The organism is Vagococcus sp. CY53-2 (assembly GCF_022604695.1).
Taxonomy (GTDB): domain Bacteria; phylum Bacillota; class Bacilli; order Lactobacillales; family Vagococcaceae; genus Vagococcus.
This window is the reverse complement of record NZ_JALAHP010000001.1, coordinates 254,472-270,270: the sequence shown is the minus strand read 5'-3', so window position 1 is coordinate 270,270 and position 15,799 is coordinate 254,472. Positions and strand designations below refer to the sequence as shown.

Here is a 15,799-nt window from a genome sequence, read left to right as displayed (position 1 = left end):
CTTCACTCCTTTATGACGATGGGATAATAACCTAACTGCTGATATTTAGCACCTAATAATGTGATTTCTTCAAGCGCATATTCAACTAGCTTGATATTGTCATGAATTGGTACATCTATAATAAAGTAATACTCACCTAACTCAGTTTTTAGTGGTCTAGATTCTATTTTACTTAAATCAATTTCACGCCAAGCAAACGCTGAAAGGACTTTGTGTAAGATTCCTGGCGCATTTTTAGGTAATGTCATAAATAGCGTCATTTTTTGCGGTTGGTACTCATCTTGATTAAACGGCTCTTTACCCAATAACCAAAAACGTGTTTGATTAAAGCGATTGTCCTGAATACCTGCTGACAAGATTTCTAAACCATATTCACTTGCTGCTTCTTTTGAGGCTATTGCTGCAACTGATTCAGACGGGTGTTCAGCCACGTATTCTGCAGCAAATGTGGTTGATGGCACCTGTTCTATCAATACATCTGGGTAATATGTTTCTAAAAATTGTTGTGATTGTGCGAGAGCTTGTGGATGTGACAAGATTTTTTTAGGAATGATCGTCAAATCATTCACTAATAAGTTTTGTTGTATTGGTAAAATGATTTCACGACAAACAGTGATATCTTTTTGTTGAAAGAGCCCATCCATACTTGTGTGAACAGACCCTTCCAATGAGTTTTCAATCGGCACAACAGCATAATCAACTTGATTCTTCTTCAAGGCATTTAAGCAATTTGTAATGCTTGCATAAGGTTGTAATGATGAATCATCAAAATAATATGATGCTGCTTTGTATGTAAACGAGTTTTTTGGTCCTAAATAACCAACTTCCATTTAATCACCTACTAATTCTAAAATAACATCAGCGATTTCTTCCGGTGTTTTATTCGTGGTATCAACAATATGATCAGCAATTTCTTCGTAAATGGGAATTCGAGGTAAAAAGATATCTTTCACCTCTTCTATTGTTTTATTATGCAACAACGGACGATAATTTGTCGTATCTTGTTCGATTCGACGTAATAATTCCTCTAAATCAGTTTGCAAATAAACGACTGTAGCCTGTTCTTTTAGTAACGCTTGATTTTCTTTTTTTAAAATTACCCCACCACCTGGCGATAAAATACCAGGTATGTTTAAAAAGTCCTTTAACATAGTAGTTTCAAGTTCTCTAAAGGCTTCTTCTCCATGCTCATCAAAATATTCAGATATCGGCATCCCAATTTTATCGACAATACACTGATCTAAATCAATTTGCTTGGTTGCTGTTTTATTTGCTAATACATTACCAACTGTGGTTTTGCCTGCTCCCATGAAGCCTATTAAAACGAGCGTCATTTTAATAATCACCTCTTGAAAGTCGTGTGACATCCTCAAAAAAGACTGGATAAGATACTGAAACAGCTTCTGATTTTTCCATCACAACGTCTTCATCAGTTAGTAACGCAGCGATTTGAAGCATCATCCCGATACGATGATCCCCTCGACTTGATACGTTTCCACCGTGCAATTGACATGGGCCATTGATGATTAACCCATCTTCTGTTGGCGTAATATCTGCACCAAGTTTTCTTAATTCTTCAGCTGTTGCGTCAATACGATTGGTTTCTTTTACTTTTAGTTCTTCAGCATTTTTAATGACTGTTTGACCATTTGCTTGTGTTGCAAGCAAAGCAATAATTGGAATTTCATCAATCAAACGAGGTATAATATCCCCACTAATTGTAGTAGAAGTTAAACTACTTGTTTTAACAGTGAGGGTGGCTGATTGATTCGCATGATCTTCTTCACTAATCACCACATCGGCATTCATCTCTTCTAAAACATCTAGAATCCCTGTTCTGGTTGGGTTAATTCCCACGTTTTTGAGCACGATTGCACTATTCGGGACAATAGCTCCGGCAACTAAAAAGAACGCCGCAGATGAAATGTCGCCAGGCACAGTAACATTTTGTCCAACTAATCGTTGTGGACCTGTCATACGAATGTTTTTTCCATCTGTTGTGATAGTCCCACCAAATTGTCGAATCATCTCTTCAGTATGATTTCTAGTGGGTTCTTTTTCGATAATGGTTGTCTCACCATCAGCTTGCAAGGCTGCAAACAAGATAGCAGATTTCACTTGAGCACTTGCTACTGGCATGTGATAAGTGATGGGTGTTAGTTGATTATTTGCTGAAATGTGAATAGGAGGATATTCACTATTATCATGCCCTGATAGATTAGCATTCATTTGATTAAGTGGTAAGATGACGCGATTCATTGGGCGTTTGTTTAGGTACTCATCACCAAATAAAACCGTGTCGAATGACTGCTTCGCCAAAATCCCCATCATTAAACGAATTGTGGTACCAGAATTACCTAAATCAAGTGCTGTAGCTGGTTTTTTTAGACCATCAAAGCCTACACCTGTTACACGAATGGTTTCGCCATCATCTGTGATTGGCACACCTAAACTTTTAAACGCGTTAAGTGTACTTAAACAATCTTCCCCTCGTAAGAAGTTTTTAATGGTTGTGGTACCTTCTGAAATCGCACCAAACATAATGCTTCGATGTGAAATAGATTTATCAGCAGGAACATGTATGGTTCCATTTAATGGACTAGCTGAGATTAATTTCATAGTGTCATTTCCTCCTATTGTATTCGACAGACATAATCCGTGTGTGTTGCAATGCACTCTTTTGCTTGCAATAAATCATGGTCATTTTTAAAACTAACCTGCAACACGCCGATAATATCTTCTCTTGTTTCTAATATTTTTAAGTTGATGATTGAGATATTGGCTTCTCCTAAAAGCCCCGTTACTTCAGCAATAATCCCGGGTTTGTCTGGCACGTCTACAAACAAATCATAAAATGCCGGGATTGCCCCTTTTTTGTGGATTGGAAGCTGATCACGGGTTTCTTTTGCCCGTTCAAAAAAATCATAAATAGCATCAGAGTCTTTACTTAATAACCACTGTTTAACTTGACTCATTTGCTTTTGCCAATCATCAAGCTCTTGTACAAGTGTGGTGCGATTACTCATTAAGATATCCGTCCACATTTCGGGTCAGATGAGGCAATCCTAGTAATATCACGAAATCCTCCAGCTGCTAATTGTTTGGCTCTTGGGTGTTCTTGATGAAAGGCATCGGATTGATTGACTAAACCTGATGCGATAATATGTGGCAAATGAGATAGCATTGCTGTAATCTCATCGTGCTCATCAGATGTTAGTTCCACGTATTTGGCATGAGTTCCGCTGTATAGTTGTGTTAACTCCTCTACACGGTTTATGTGTCGATCGTTCGTTATAATAAAATAAGCATTTTCAAATAAGTTCTCATCAGCGGCTGTGACACCAGACTTGTGTGAACCCGCCATTGGGTGAGCACCGATAAAGTCAAACGGCATCTCTTTAGCTTGTTGCATAATGTCTTTTTTGGTACTACCTGTGTCACTTACTAAGAGGTTTTCTTTTAATGAAAGTAAGGCTAGTTGATTTAAATAATCGATTGAAATTGACACAGGTGTGGCTAAAATAATGACATCTGATATTTCGGCACCCTCTTCAAATGAATGAGGAATCTCGTCTACAATGCCAATTTTTTTAGCAATTCGTTTTGTGCTATCAGAATAATCCCAGCCAATAATCTGAGCATTGGGATGGTCAATTTTTATACATTTAGCCAAGGAAGAACCGATTAGTCCTAGACCAACAATCATGATGGTTTTCCCAGTCATACGCATCCTCCTAGCAACTAAAAGTTTTTAGTGTACTCTCTATATTCTTTTACTGATTGAACGAGTTCTTCAAACGAATCACTCTCAAATTTTTCAAGAATGTCATTGGCTACAACAGTGGCTACGACGTTTTCAGCTACCACACTTGCTGCAGGTACTGCTGTACTATCAGAGCGTTCGATACTGGCTTTGTATGGCTCTTTTGTGTCGATATCAACACTTTGCAGAGGTTTATATAAAGTCGGAATAGGTTTCATAACCCCACGGACAACAATCGGCTCACCATTTGTCATACCGCCTTCAAAACCACCTAAGTTATTGCTTCGTCTTGTGTAACCATTTTTTTCATCCCAAAGAATTTCATCCATTACTTGAGAACCAGGTAAGACACCTGCTTCAAAGCCAACACCAAATTCAGCGCCTTTAAAGGCATTGATACTCACAACAGCTTGAGCAATTTTCGCATCTAGTTTTCGATCCCATTGGACATAACTTCCTAATCCTGCAGGAACTCCACCAACTAATACTTCAACGACACCACCAATTGTGTCACCTTTTTTCTTTGTTTCGTCGATTAGATCTCTTATCTCTTGCTCAACAGTAGCATCCACCACACGTACATCAGATTGTTCTGACATTTCACGAATTTCTGAGACAGTTAATCCATCTGGCACTGTTGCTTTAATACCACCAAGCATGGTGACGTGACCAGCAACGTCAATGTCTAATTCAGAAAGAATTTTTTTAGCAATTGCACCGATTGCCACTCGCATCGTTGTTTCACGTGCAGATGAGCGTTCTAACACGTTTCTTAAATCATTGAAGTGGTATTTCATGCCACCAACTAAATCAGCATGTCCTGGTCTAGGTCTAGCGACACGACGTATTTTCTTTTGCTTTTCAGGCACCTCTTCAATCCCCATAACTTTTGTCCAGTTCTTCCAGTCTTTGTTTTCAACGACTAGTGTAATAGGAGAACCTAATGTTTTTCCGTGACGTAAACCTGACGTGATTCTAACACGGTCTGTTTCAATAAGCATACGCCCACCACGACCGTATCCTGTTTGACGTCTAATTAATTCTTTGTTTATGTCATCTGCAGTTAAAGGTAATCCTGCAGGAAGTCCTTCAATAATTGCTGTTAGTTCAGGACCATGAGATTCACCAGCTGTAATATATCTCACTAAACTTCCTCCTCGATAATGTAATCTTTCATTTGTTCAATTGGTATATCTACGATTTTGGCTTTGCCAATTTGTTTTAATAATATTATTTTTAGTGTGTTCCCACGTGCTTTTTTATCATGCGTAATGGCTTCAAAAATTGTCTCACGATTTAACGCGATACGTGTTGGTAAATGAAATTTCGTCAACATGGTAATTAATTCTTTGGTAATGCCTCTAGGTGATTGGTTAAACGCTTCGGCACGAGTCGAAATCATGACCATACCTAAGCTAACCCCCTCACCATGACTAATGACGCCATAACCAGATGTTTTTTCAATCGCATGACCAATTGTATGTCCAAAGTTAAGCGTTAGTCGACTACCATGGTCAAATTCATCTTCTTCCACAACATGACGTTTTACCTCTAAAGAGGCATGAATGACTTCTTTTGCATGATTGAGTAAATCTTCTTCATTTTTTAGTGTTCCTAAGTAATCCCAAAGCTGTTTATCTGCAATGGCAGCTGATTTGATGATTTCCGCGATACCTTCTCTGACACGTCTCATTTCCAATGTCTTTAAAACATTTGGGTCAATTAAAACACCATCAGGTTGCGCAAACGTTCCGACAAGGTTTTTCGCTTTTTTTGTGTTAACTGCCGTTTTTCCACCAATACTTGAATCAACTTGTGCTAGTAAGGTCGTTGGAATTTGCAAGAAATGAATTCCTCTCATATAGGTTGAGGCAACAAATCCTGCTAAATCCCCAATGACACCTCCACCTAAGGCAATGACACCATCACTACGTGTAAAGCCGTTATCAGCTAGCGCATCATATAAAAGTGTCGCTTTTTCTAGTGATTTGCTTTCTTCGCCTGGTGGGACAACAAGCATGGTAACATCAAAGCCGTGGTCAACTAAATTATCAGCCACATCCTCACCATAAAGTTCTGCGACAGTTTCATCTGTGATAATCGCTACTCGTTGTGGTCGCCAAATATTTGCCACCCATTGCCCACAAGATTTTAAAAGACCTCGTTGAACCTCAATTTTATAATGGTGATTTGGTAAATTTACTTCAATCATGCAAAAGACTCCTTTAGTTTATAGTGATTTAATTTCTTCCATTGCTTTAACTAATACATTGACTTCGTCCATCATTCGTAAGTAAGTTTTTTCATTTAATGATTGTTGTCCGTCTGACCAAGCATTTGCTGGATCTGGGTGAATTTCAACGATCATGCCATCAGCTCCTGCAGCGACACTAGCTCTTGCCATTGGTGTCACTAAGTCCCATACACCAGTGCCATGACTAGGATCAGCAATAATAGGGAAGTGGCTTAATTTTTTAATAATAGGGATGGCACTTAAATCAAACGTGTTTCGTGTCGCTGTTTCGTAAGTACGGATACCACGCTCGATAAAGATAACATCACTTTTTCCAGCAACAGCAATGTACTCTGCAGCATTTAACCACTCATCAATCGTTCCAGCAATCCCACGTTTTAAGCCAATTGGTTTACCAGTCTGTCCCACAGCGCTAAGTAATTTGTAGTTTTGCATGTTTCTAGCACCAATTTGTAAAATATCAGAGTATTCAGCAACCATATCAATATGAGCTTCATCCATCACTTCTGTAATAACTTTCATATCAAACTCATCAGCTGCTTGTCTAATGTATTTTAATCCTTCTTCTTCCAAACCTTGGAAAGCGTATGGAGAAGTACGAGGTTTGAACGCGCCACCACGTAAGATAGATGCACCACCAGCTTTTGCGATACGAGCAGTTTCACGAATTTGGTCTAATCCTTCGATTGAACATGGACCAGCCATTGTAACGAAACTTCCATCACCAATTTTTAACCCATCAACATCAACTACTGTGTTATCTGGATGAAATTCACGAGAAGTTAGTTTATATGTGTTGGTAATACGAACAGTTTTATCTACCCCATCATAACTGTTGAACGCAATATCTTGAATATTTCGTGTATCACCTTTAATTCCTAAAATGACTTGTTCTTCACCAGTGTTGACTTGAACTTCTAAATCACTTTCTTCAATTCTTTTTACGACTTGATTAATTTGTTCACTTGTTGCACCTAATTTCATAATAACGATCATGAGATTTCCTTCTTTCTTTATGCTTTTTCTATTATGTGTTTTACTTTTTCAATAGGCATATCTTGGTTTGTCCATAGATTAAATGCCTTTGCTCCTTGATACAATAACATATCAAGCCCATTAATGGTTTGGCAGCCTTTTTTCTCTGCTTGTTTTAAGAGTTTGGTTTTTCTTGGGTTATAAATCACGTCATAGACAACCAAGTCTTTTCGTAATAGTGACTCATCCTCAATTAAGGACTCATCATTAATCATGCCAACACTGGTTGAGTTAACGAGTATATGTGATCTAGTAATGGCTTCTTTTAAAGTCTGTGAATCAAATAAATCCGTCAGCGTTATCTTACAGTCTACTATATTAGATAATTCCAGAATCTTTTTTTTCATTTCATCAAACCGATTACCCAGTCGACTAAAAATGTGAATGTCACTAAAACCATCGAGTGCTGCTTGGACTAAAATAGCTGTTGCTGCGCCACCTGCTCCTAAAATCGTCATCGTTTGATTTTTAATAGGAATTTGATTAACACGCAAACTTTCCATAAAACCAAATCCATCTGTATTATGTCCTATTAACTTACCACCTTTATGAACAATTGTATTAATCGCACCTATCAAAGTCGCTTCTTTAGACAATTCATCCATGAGTGGTAGAGCGTTAACTTTATGTGGCATTGATAAGTTAACTCCCATCATATTTAATGTACGAATCGAGTTAATTGCTGTGGTCAGTTGGTCTGGTTTAATATCAAATGCTAGATAAACAGCATTGATACCGAGTTCTTCAAATGATGTGGTATGCAATATTGGAGATAAACTATGCTTTGCGGGACTAGCGAAAAATCCTGCTAATCTAGTGTGCCCATTCACTTCAATACATGACATGTTTTTAAATTCCTCCTAATAAAAAAGATGCTCACGTAGACTTAAAAAATTCTACAGTGAACATCCTTATACTTAATATACAGTATATGTAAAACACCACCATAGATTTTTTAAGATCTATGTGGGTTTTGAAATCAATCTAAATTTCCTTAGCCATCATAGATACAAACTTGGGTTGTTTGTATCCACACCTTGATGAACACAAACCTATCTAAAATAGCTAAAGTAGTAATTATTCAGTTGTGGACTTTTTATTATATGAGTTGTTTTCATGATATTTCCACTCCAAACTGATGTAAGATTGAGTTAAGTATAGTAGTTAAATGAGAGGTTGTCAATAAAATAATTAACATAACATTTGATTTATGCTATCTTTTTTAAAAACACACTATTTGGTTTACATAATATAATTATTGTTATCCAAATGAATGAGATAGTGTTCTACTTTGGATTGGTTTATCACTATAGTGTATTGGTAGATACCTTGGTTGTTTTCAATCACTTTTTTAGATGCAATGTTAGTTTCTTTACAAGTTAGCAGTACTTTTTTTAATTCTAACATATGTGCCTTTTTTAGCGTTTCTTTAAGTAATAATGTTCCATAACCTTTTCCTTGATAAGCAGGTGAAATGCTATAACTAATGTGTCCACCTTCTTTTTGTAGATAAGGAGTTAGATGATGTTTGACATCAGAGATGCCAACCATTTCACCTAAGTGATTGATGAGTGCATAGTGTGTTGTTTGAACCGATTGTTTGTAATCTTTTGTTTTTAAAATTGCGACATCTCGTAACCATTGATTGATGTTTTTTGATCGTTGTAATTGATTGGCACCGTGTATAATGTTCTGGGTTTGATTGAATGACTCTTTAAAGTGTTTAATGGTTGGAATATCTATTTGTTCGATTGGTATTAACTTCATCATTTCCTCCTAATTCCCAAATAATGATTTTAAGCGTTTGTTTGGATAATTGTCCATCTTTAAAAATTTAAAGTGCTTAGAATCGTCCTGTGGTAAACACGAAAATTAATTAATTTTTATTTGAGTTCACTATATTATGTAAAATCATGAACTTAAGTATTGATTTATCAAGTGTTTAAAATTCTATATTATTAAGTTCATTATTATGTTATTATATAATAAAAATAGTGAACTGTAAATTTTAGAGAAAAGAGTGGTAAAAATGTCGTATAATGTTCAACCATTACGTAGTCAAACTGAGATAGATGATTTTTTATTTTGGCTTAGAAGAACAAACTATCCAGAACGCGATACCTTTCTATTTATTTTTGGGATTAACAATGGATTAAGGATGTCGGATATTGTGAAACTAAAAGTAAGAGATATCAAATATGAAAAGCGTCCGATCATTGTTGAAAGAAAAACTGGGAAACGAAAAGTATTGTATCTTGATAATTTACAAGATGCCATTGCAGAGTACATTAAAGGAAAAGACGATGATGAGTGGTTGTTTCCAAGTCGTCAACAAGGTGGACACTTGAAAGTAAACACGGTGTATAAACAGTATCAAAAAATCGCCGATAATTTAGGAAGAAAAGATATTGGCACTCACTCTCTTAGAAAAACATTTGGTTATCATTATTACCGAAAAACACGAGATATTGCAACATTAATGGAAATATTTAATCATAGTTCTGAAAAAGTGACGAAACGATATATTGGCATAACAACAGATGAGATTGGCAATACGTTAGCAGATTTCAGATTAGGAATATAAAAAAAGGCTGACCCAAAAGTGATTTTTTCTATTTTAGAACTTTTTAGTCAGCCTTTTTTTAACCTGTAATGTCAATTTGATTGTTTTCTGGATCTAAAATGACAGCCGTCCCCTGTTATTAGCGTACCGCTTAATACCTTGTATCCATTTGTGACGTTAAGATGTCTACTTTATCAGATCTTGTCATTACTTCTAATCATGCACCTGTTTCAAATAAGAGAAAATAAGTTGCTAATCCTGTCTTTGGGTTATGATATTTTTCGTTTGCTGTGGCATTAACATAGCTTTCATAGAACGCTTTCATTGTTTCTACATCATTAACATACCTTGCCGCATGCTCTAAATACATGGTTCATCTTCCTCCTCTTTCTTAATTGATTTCGTTGCATCATAAAAAGAGCGTTATTTTTAAACGCTCTTTCGTCTTTAGTTTAATTTTGTGATAGAAAAATCTTGTGATACTGAAAATACAGTAGCGTCATCTTTTGAGCACAAATCTTCCGTTAGTTCTACTGAAAATACTTCCTGTGTATAGTATGGATTAAAGTAATAAGTGGCACTATTTAAGTTAAATGCCGCACGATATTGCGTATAATCATAGTGACCATCGTCTTCAATGTTTACTCCTTTAGGAATGGTCACAGTGTTTAAAATGTGAAAGATGCTATTTAGAGCTTGAGATTCATTTTTTCCTTTTTCTGCGTATGTTTTCATATAAGTTGCACGCACAAACCGCTCTGGTGATGTTAACCCACCTGGTAAACCATATGTTCCTGATCCTTGTCCAAAAGGTTTAATGGTATAGTCTTCAAATTTTTTTGGTTGATAATTTGTTGGTTTGATAAATAAGTAATTATTTAAATTCGTTAAATGCCATTCAAGTGTTGGACTATTTGTCATGACTCCAACTGGATTATCTTTGATGGTTAGCGTCTCATTATTTGTTTCTATCACAACGCATTTTCCGGTTTTATCTGACACGATAAAATGTAGTGGTGACATAACAGATAATAAGGGGTTGCTTACTCCAATCATCTCTACTTGCTTTATGACTTCTTTTAATTCATCAATGCTTGCAACATGCCCAAGTACCCATGTTAAAAATTCGTCTTGAGTTAAATTAATTTTCCCTTCAACTGGACTGGTTTGATAAGATGCTTCATTAAGATAATAAAGCTCTGCAATAGCAAGTCCTTTTTCATTCACCCCATCAGCAAACATGTAATCACGACCGATTTTTTGCCCTGTCCCAACAAAAGCATAGGTTGTTTTTGAAGTACCTTCAAAATGAAAGGTTGATGCATAATTTCTTGGTATAACGATCGGTAATCCATTTAATTCAAATCCAAAATCCATGGTACGAGCCAAAAAGTTTATTTTATCTTCTGATTGTAATGTTATACTTGTGCACATTCTGTATTCCTCCTAGTATATTTCAATTCGTTTATAATAACTTAAAACATTTAATAATTTATGGTAATTATATGATGATTTTATTGATTAAACGTCATTTTTATATGATAATTACGATAAATTTAATGGGTAATGCAAGCGAATGAGTCATAACTAAGTACAACAATTTAATAAATGACGTTTATCATTGGTACTTCAGGCTATTTGGTGCAGATATGGACTTAAAAATATGGATTTCTTAGGGTTAAGCTAGCTAAATCATTGTGACAGTATCAGCTAAATTCAACAAACTTTAGGGCTAGTAATATGTAATATTGTAAAAATAAAACGTATGAGATTGTAAGTTTCTTCTTTTAAGGATAAATAATGAAGAAAGTGTAGCAGTAAGGATACCAAATTTTCCACCACTAGGTCCAATATCGATTACCCAATCACTTGTAAGTTGTGTTCAATCACAATCACAGTGTGACCATCTCTTACTAGTGATTTCAGTAAATCTATCAAAAAATCAACATCTGACATGTGAAGTCCATTAATTGGTTCATCTAAAACAATTAGATTATTTGATTTATTCAAAGTTGTTACTAGTTTTAATAATTTATCTAAAATAGCTGATGTTTCAAAAATTGGTTTACTAAAATTGCGAGATTTAATTGGTCAGACGTCGATGACTTGCGACTTCTGATACTATAATAAAAAAGATTGGGTTTCTGTTATTGAATACCCAATCTTTTTCTTAATTATTCTTTTCCAATCCGTAACGTTAAAGCATTGATAGCGACAATAACCGTACTCAATGACATCAAAATAGCACCGACAGCTGGGTTTAGTAAAATGCCTATTGGAGCAAGGACTCCAGCAGCTAATGGAATAGCCGCAATATTATAACCTGCTCCCCACCATAAATTTTGAATCATTTTACGTCGAGTGTACTTAGCCAAGTTAAGTAATTTTAATACGTCTTCAGGATTACTATTAGTTAAAACAATATCGGCTGAATCAATAGCTACGTCAGTTCCAGCACCAATAGCCACACCAACTGTTGCACTAATCAAACTAGGAGCATCATTCACTCCGTCGCCTACCATCATCACGTTATCACCTTTATTAACGTATTCTTTCACAATTTTTTCTTTATCACCTGGCAATAACTCACTATAATAATGATCAAGTCCAAGATATTTAGCAACTGTTTCAGCTGCTTGTTGATTATCACCAGTTAACATAACAGGTGTGATACCTTGCTCTTTTAATTTAGCAATAAACTCTTTAGATTCAGGCTTAATGGTATCACCAAGAGCAATCATGGCAATAAGTGAACCATCATATATTAGGAAACTCAATGTATTTCCTTGTTCTTGGTACTCTTTTTTTATTGAAGGATTAAATTGAGTAGACACATCTGTTAATCCTTTTTCATTTACTATTTTTGCTGTTTTTCCATTGACTACAGCTGTAACTCCAACACCAGAAATAGCTTGAGTATCTGATGAATCATAAGGCGTCAATTGTTTTTGATTAATATAATCCATGATACCTGTAGCGATAGGGTGGTTAGCATTTTTTTCTAGCGCCCCTATAATTTTTAATGCCTCGTTTTCAGATAGCTGATCAGAAATCATGTTAAAACCAGTTACAGCAAACTGCCCTTGAGTTAAGGTGCCTGTTTTATCTAAGAAAACATAGTCAATATGGTTAGTTGCTTCAAGTGCTTTTTTATTTTTTAATAATAAACCATTTTGAGCAGCAAGAGAAGTTGAACGAGCAATAACCAAAGGAATGGCTAAACCAAGTGCATGTGGGCAGGCAATAACTAAAACTGTTACCATACGCTCAAATGCTATCCCAACATCTTTACTAATGATAAGCCAAATGATAAAACTAATGATTCCACTACCTAATGCCACATAAAACAACCATTTAGCTACCTTATCTGATAAAGATTCTAGTGGAATTTTTTCGTTTTGAGCTTGTTGTACCATGTCCATTACTTTTGAAATATAGCCGGATTTTCCAGTGCCAGTCACTTTTATTTCAATTGTTCCATTTCCATTAATGGTCCCGCCGATTACTTTGTCATCGATGTTTTTTACAATACCTTGTGATTCACCTGTAATCATAAATTCGTTGACCATGGTATTCCCCTTAATAACCGTTCCATCTGCTGGAATTTTATCCCCACTGCGTACAATCAATTGGTCATTAATATGAACATCAGATAAAGAGACTTGTTCTTCTTTTCCTGATTGTGTGATTCTTGTGACATTATCTGGTAATAATGCCGCAATTTTTTTTAATGAGTTGCTGGCGTTACTTACTGCATTCATTTCAATCCAATGACCGAGTAGCATAACGACAATTAACGTCGCAAGCTCCCAGAAAAAGTTCATGACATGAGTAGTTGGATTAACAAGATTCATGATAAACCCATATAAACTATAAAAATAAGAAACCGATATCCCCATGGCGATGAGTGTCATCATTGCTGGTTGCTTTTGACTTAATTCCATACGTGCTCCACTTAAAAATGGTTGGCCACCGTAGAAAAATAAGATAGTTGATAAAACCATGACAATCCACTCAGAACCAGTAAAGCTAATTTGAATTGGAAGTGTCATTCCCATCATAGGTGATAATAATATAATAGGGATAGCTAAAATAAGAGAAACAAAAAATTTCTTTTTAAAATTTCCCATATGCATGGAGTGATCCATACCTGCCATTTGATGATCACTCATATCCATCTTAGAATGATCCATTGACATATGTGACATATCGTGATCAGTATGCTTCATAGAATCATGTCGCATATCATGCATATTATGATTATTATTTTGATTGTTAGACATGATAAAACCTCCTTTTGGTACTAGGATACCACTAAATGGTATTTTATGTTAATTAAAAAGGATTGATATGACTAAACTATTTTTTATGTTAATTTATATTAAACTAGTTAAAAATTAATTGAAACGATTTTTTACAATGAATGATAAATGATTTTTGCATCAGTTATATTAAATGGCTTCGTATCATAGTCACCATAATAACCCAATACAATTGCTGTCAACCCCATTAAGGTCATTAAGTATCTCATAACAGTCTATCTTGTTGGAGGATGACTTCCTATGGGACAAAGGATAAACTTTAATTTTTTGTTTGTCTATCTTTATATAGTGAAAATAGTTCACTAATCAATAATACCAATGCCCATGCTAAAGTAGCTAAGCTAAAAAGAAACAACAGAAAATAGGGATCAATTAAGAAATTTAGTAGCTTCACTTTCATAAGTCCATTGTAAGTTGCAACAAAAGTAGCGCCTCCAAGTACAAAATAAGTGAGAGACTGATAAAAAAGGAAGCTTGTTTTTCGTGATAAATACCTAATTAATTCTTTTGCCCCTAAAAGTAGTCCTCCCATAATGAAGACCATTCCTACTAGATAAAGCCACAGATACCAATTAGGTTGACCATCAACTGGTTTGACATGTAATGATTTTTCGAAAAAATTAGTAGACAAGACGGTTCCTGTAATCAACGTCACCATCACCCTTATTATTTTTTTCATTCTAACACCTCTTTTTTAGTTTGATTAAACGTATCATAACTTTATAAAATGAACAATAAAAATAGGCAATCACTCATGATGGAATTGCCTAAAAATAAAGTTATTTTAATTTTTTAATGCTTGCAATTTTTTGATGTATAAGCATTTGAATCTACTAGAATCCCTGTTTTATCTAATTGAAGAGTATGATGATATTCGTTCAATTTCATCATTAAAGAAAAAAGACACACCACGTTTTTTATTTATTTCAATCAATTCACTGACGAATTCCTGATCAAAATTTTTCAAAACTAATTCATCATGCTGCAACACGGTGACGTCGCATCCAAATGCTTTAGCAATTGTCGTAAAAGCAAAAGAGATAATCCCAGCACCAATAAATAACGCTTTTTTAGGTAACTCTTCTTGTATTAAAAAATCTGAACTATCAGATAAATATTCCTATCCCTTCACAAAGAAAGAGTTTAAATCGATGATTATAGAAAAAAATAAAACAATAAAACAATAAAACAATTCTCAATAATATTTACCTATAATTATTTAACATAATAAAATAGTTAATCTAATAAAAAACAGATAATGTAAACATTGACATCATACTTAATGATATAATGATAATCTAACTAGTCATATCATATTGGAGGATAACATGAAAGATAAACGAGATATTGTGATTGTCATTTTAGTGGTGATTATTTTTGCTGGTGGTGGGTATTTTTTAGGAACACAAAATAGAGAAAAAAGTGACACAACAAAGGAAAGGTCTTCTTTTTCGTCAACATTAAACAGTAGTACCCTTTCATCAATAAAGGAAACAGCTGTTAGTACCAACGTTTCTTCTATTACCTATGAGTCACAACACTCCGAGGACTCAATGAGTCAAAAAGATATTGCCTTAAACAAAATGATTTCTTTACAGGGTAAATGGGCAGTACCATCAACAGATAGTTTTCTAATGATTCATGAAGATGGTTCTTGGTCAGCAACAACCGCGGGGCTAAGTGAGCCAAGACAATTAGATGTGAAAATTGATTCCTATAATGCGATGAGTGATACTTTATATATCACAATCGGGGGTGAAGCTGCTCAGATACATGTCATCACAAATGAAAAAATGATAATTGACTATAATGATGGCACATCACCCAGAGAGTACCACTTAGTTAACTAAAAACACCTTCCC

General features: G+C 35.1%; 14 protein-coding genes and 2 pseudogenes. 2 read left to right on the top strand and 14 right to left on the bottom strand.

From position 1 onward, the window contains the following. Positions 1 to 2: 2 nt before the first annotated feature. The 9 genes and pseudogenes from pheA to MN581_RS01315 all read right to left on the bottom strand — a co-directional run bounded on the left by pheA (position 3) and on the right by MN581_RS01315 (position 8,819). Complete coding sequence (pheA, locus tag MN581_RS01355) at positions 3 to 830, bottom strand: prephenate dehydratase (protein ID WP_241699010.1); 828 nt, start codon at positions 828 to 830, stop codon at positions 3 to 5. Next, the gene (locus tag MN581_RS01350) at positions 831 to 1,334 is read right to left on the bottom strand and encodes a shikimate kinase (protein ID WP_241699009.1); all 504 of its coding nucleotides are present in this window, start codon (positions 1,332 to 1,334) and stop codon (positions 831 to 833) included. Position 1,335: 1 nt separating this feature from the next. Next, the gene (gene aroA, locus MN581_RS01345) at positions 1,336 to 2,619 is read right to left on the bottom strand and encodes a 3-phosphoshikimate 1-carboxyvinyltransferase (RefSeq protein ID WP_241699008.1); all 1,284 of its coding nucleotides are present in this window, start codon (positions 2,617 to 2,619) and stop codon (positions 1,336 to 1,338) included. A gap of 14 nt (positions 2,620 to 2,633) precedes the next feature. Next, positions 2,634 to 3,724 (bottom strand): annotated as a pseudogene (locus MN581_RS01340) (prephenate dehydrogenase). 17 nt (positions 3,725 to 3,741) lie between these two features. Further along, positions 3,742 to 4,908 carry a chorismate synthase gene (gene aroC / locus MN581_RS01335; protein ID WP_117972331.1) on the bottom strand — a complete coding sequence of 389 codons (1,167 nt, stop codon included), beginning with the start codon at positions 4,906 to 4,908 and terminating at the stop codon, positions 3,742 to 3,744. Then, a complete protein-coding gene (gene aroB, locus MN581_RS01330; protein ID WP_117972330.1) occupies positions 4,908 to 5,975 on the bottom strand; it encodes a 3-dehydroquinate synthase in 1,068 nt (355 codons plus the stop codon). The genes aroC and aroB overlap by 1 nt, the downstream gene beginning before the upstream one ends. A gap of 18 nt (positions 5,976 to 5,993) precedes the next feature. Then, a complete protein-coding gene (aroF, locus tag MN581_RS01325; protein ID WP_117972329.1) occupies positions 5,994 to 7,013 on the bottom strand; it encodes a 3-deoxy-7-phosphoheptulonate synthase in 1,020 nt (339 codons plus the stop codon). Positions 7,014 to 7,030: 17 nt separating this feature from the next. Beyond that, entirely contained in the window at positions 7,031 to 7,897 is an 867-nt protein-coding gene (locus tag MN581_RS01320; RefSeq protein WP_241699007.1) for a shikimate dehydrogenase, read from the bottom strand. A 397-nt stretch (positions 7,898 to 8,294) separates the two neighbouring features. Further along, positions 8,295 to 8,819, bottom strand: coding sequence for a GNAT family N-acetyltransferase (locus tag MN581_RS01315; RefSeq protein WP_158559356.1), 525 nt, complete (start codon positions 8,817 to 8,819; stop codon positions 8,295 to 8,297). Between the two features lie 262 nt (positions 8,820 to 9,081). Here MN581_RS01315 and MN581_RS01310 point away from each other — a divergent pair, with 262 nt between their 5' ends. Further along, the gene (locus tag MN581_RS01310) at positions 9,082 to 9,636 is read left to right on the top strand and encodes a tyrosine-type recombinase/integrase (protein ID WP_117972326.1); all 555 of its coding nucleotides are present in this window, start codon (positions 9,082 to 9,084) and stop codon (positions 9,634 to 9,636) included. Positions 9,637 to 9,694: 58 nt separating this feature from the next. On the opposite strand, the pseudogene MN581_RS01305 reads toward MN581_RS01310, so the two are convergent. The 5 genes and pseudogenes from MN581_RS01305 to MN581_RS01285 form a co-directional block, all read right to left on the bottom strand. Further along, positions 9,695 to 9,985, bottom strand: a pseudogene (locus MN581_RS01305) (VOC family protein). A 77-nt stretch (positions 9,986 to 10,062) separates the two neighbouring features. Beyond that, complete coding sequence (locus MN581_RS01300) at positions 10,063 to 11,049, bottom strand: choloylglycine hydrolase family protein (protein ID WP_071456854.1); 987 nt, start codon at positions 11,047 to 11,049, stop codon at positions 10,063 to 10,065. A gap of 423 nt (positions 11,050 to 11,472) precedes the next feature. Then, positions 11,473 to 11,625 (bottom strand): hypothetical protein, encoded by a 153-nt coding sequence (locus MN581_RS01295; protein ID WP_157093635.1) that lies wholly within the window; start codon positions 11,623 to 11,625, stop codon positions 11,473 to 11,475. A 164-nt stretch (positions 11,626 to 11,789) separates the two neighbouring features. Next, on the bottom strand, positions 11,790 to 13,823 hold the full coding sequence (locus MN581_RS01290; protein WP_241699218.1) for a heavy metal translocating P-type ATPase: 2,034 nt from the start codon (positions 13,821 to 13,823) through the stop codon (positions 11,790 to 11,792). Between the two features lie 373 nt (positions 13,824 to 14,196). Continuing rightward, positions 14,197 to 14,616, bottom strand: a complete 420-nt coding sequence (locus MN581_RS01285; protein ID WP_241699006.1) for a hypothetical protein — start codon at positions 14,614 to 14,616, stop codon at positions 14,197 to 14,199. A 649-nt stretch (positions 14,617 to 15,265) separates the two neighbouring features. Between MN581_RS01285 and MN581_RS01280 the strand changes: the two genes are divergently transcribed. Continuing rightward, a complete protein-coding gene (locus tag MN581_RS01280; RefSeq protein ID WP_241699005.1) occupies positions 15,266 to 15,787 on the top strand; it encodes a hypothetical protein in 522 nt (173 codons plus the stop codon). The last annotated feature ends 12 nt before the right edge of the window (positions 15,788 to 15,799 follow it).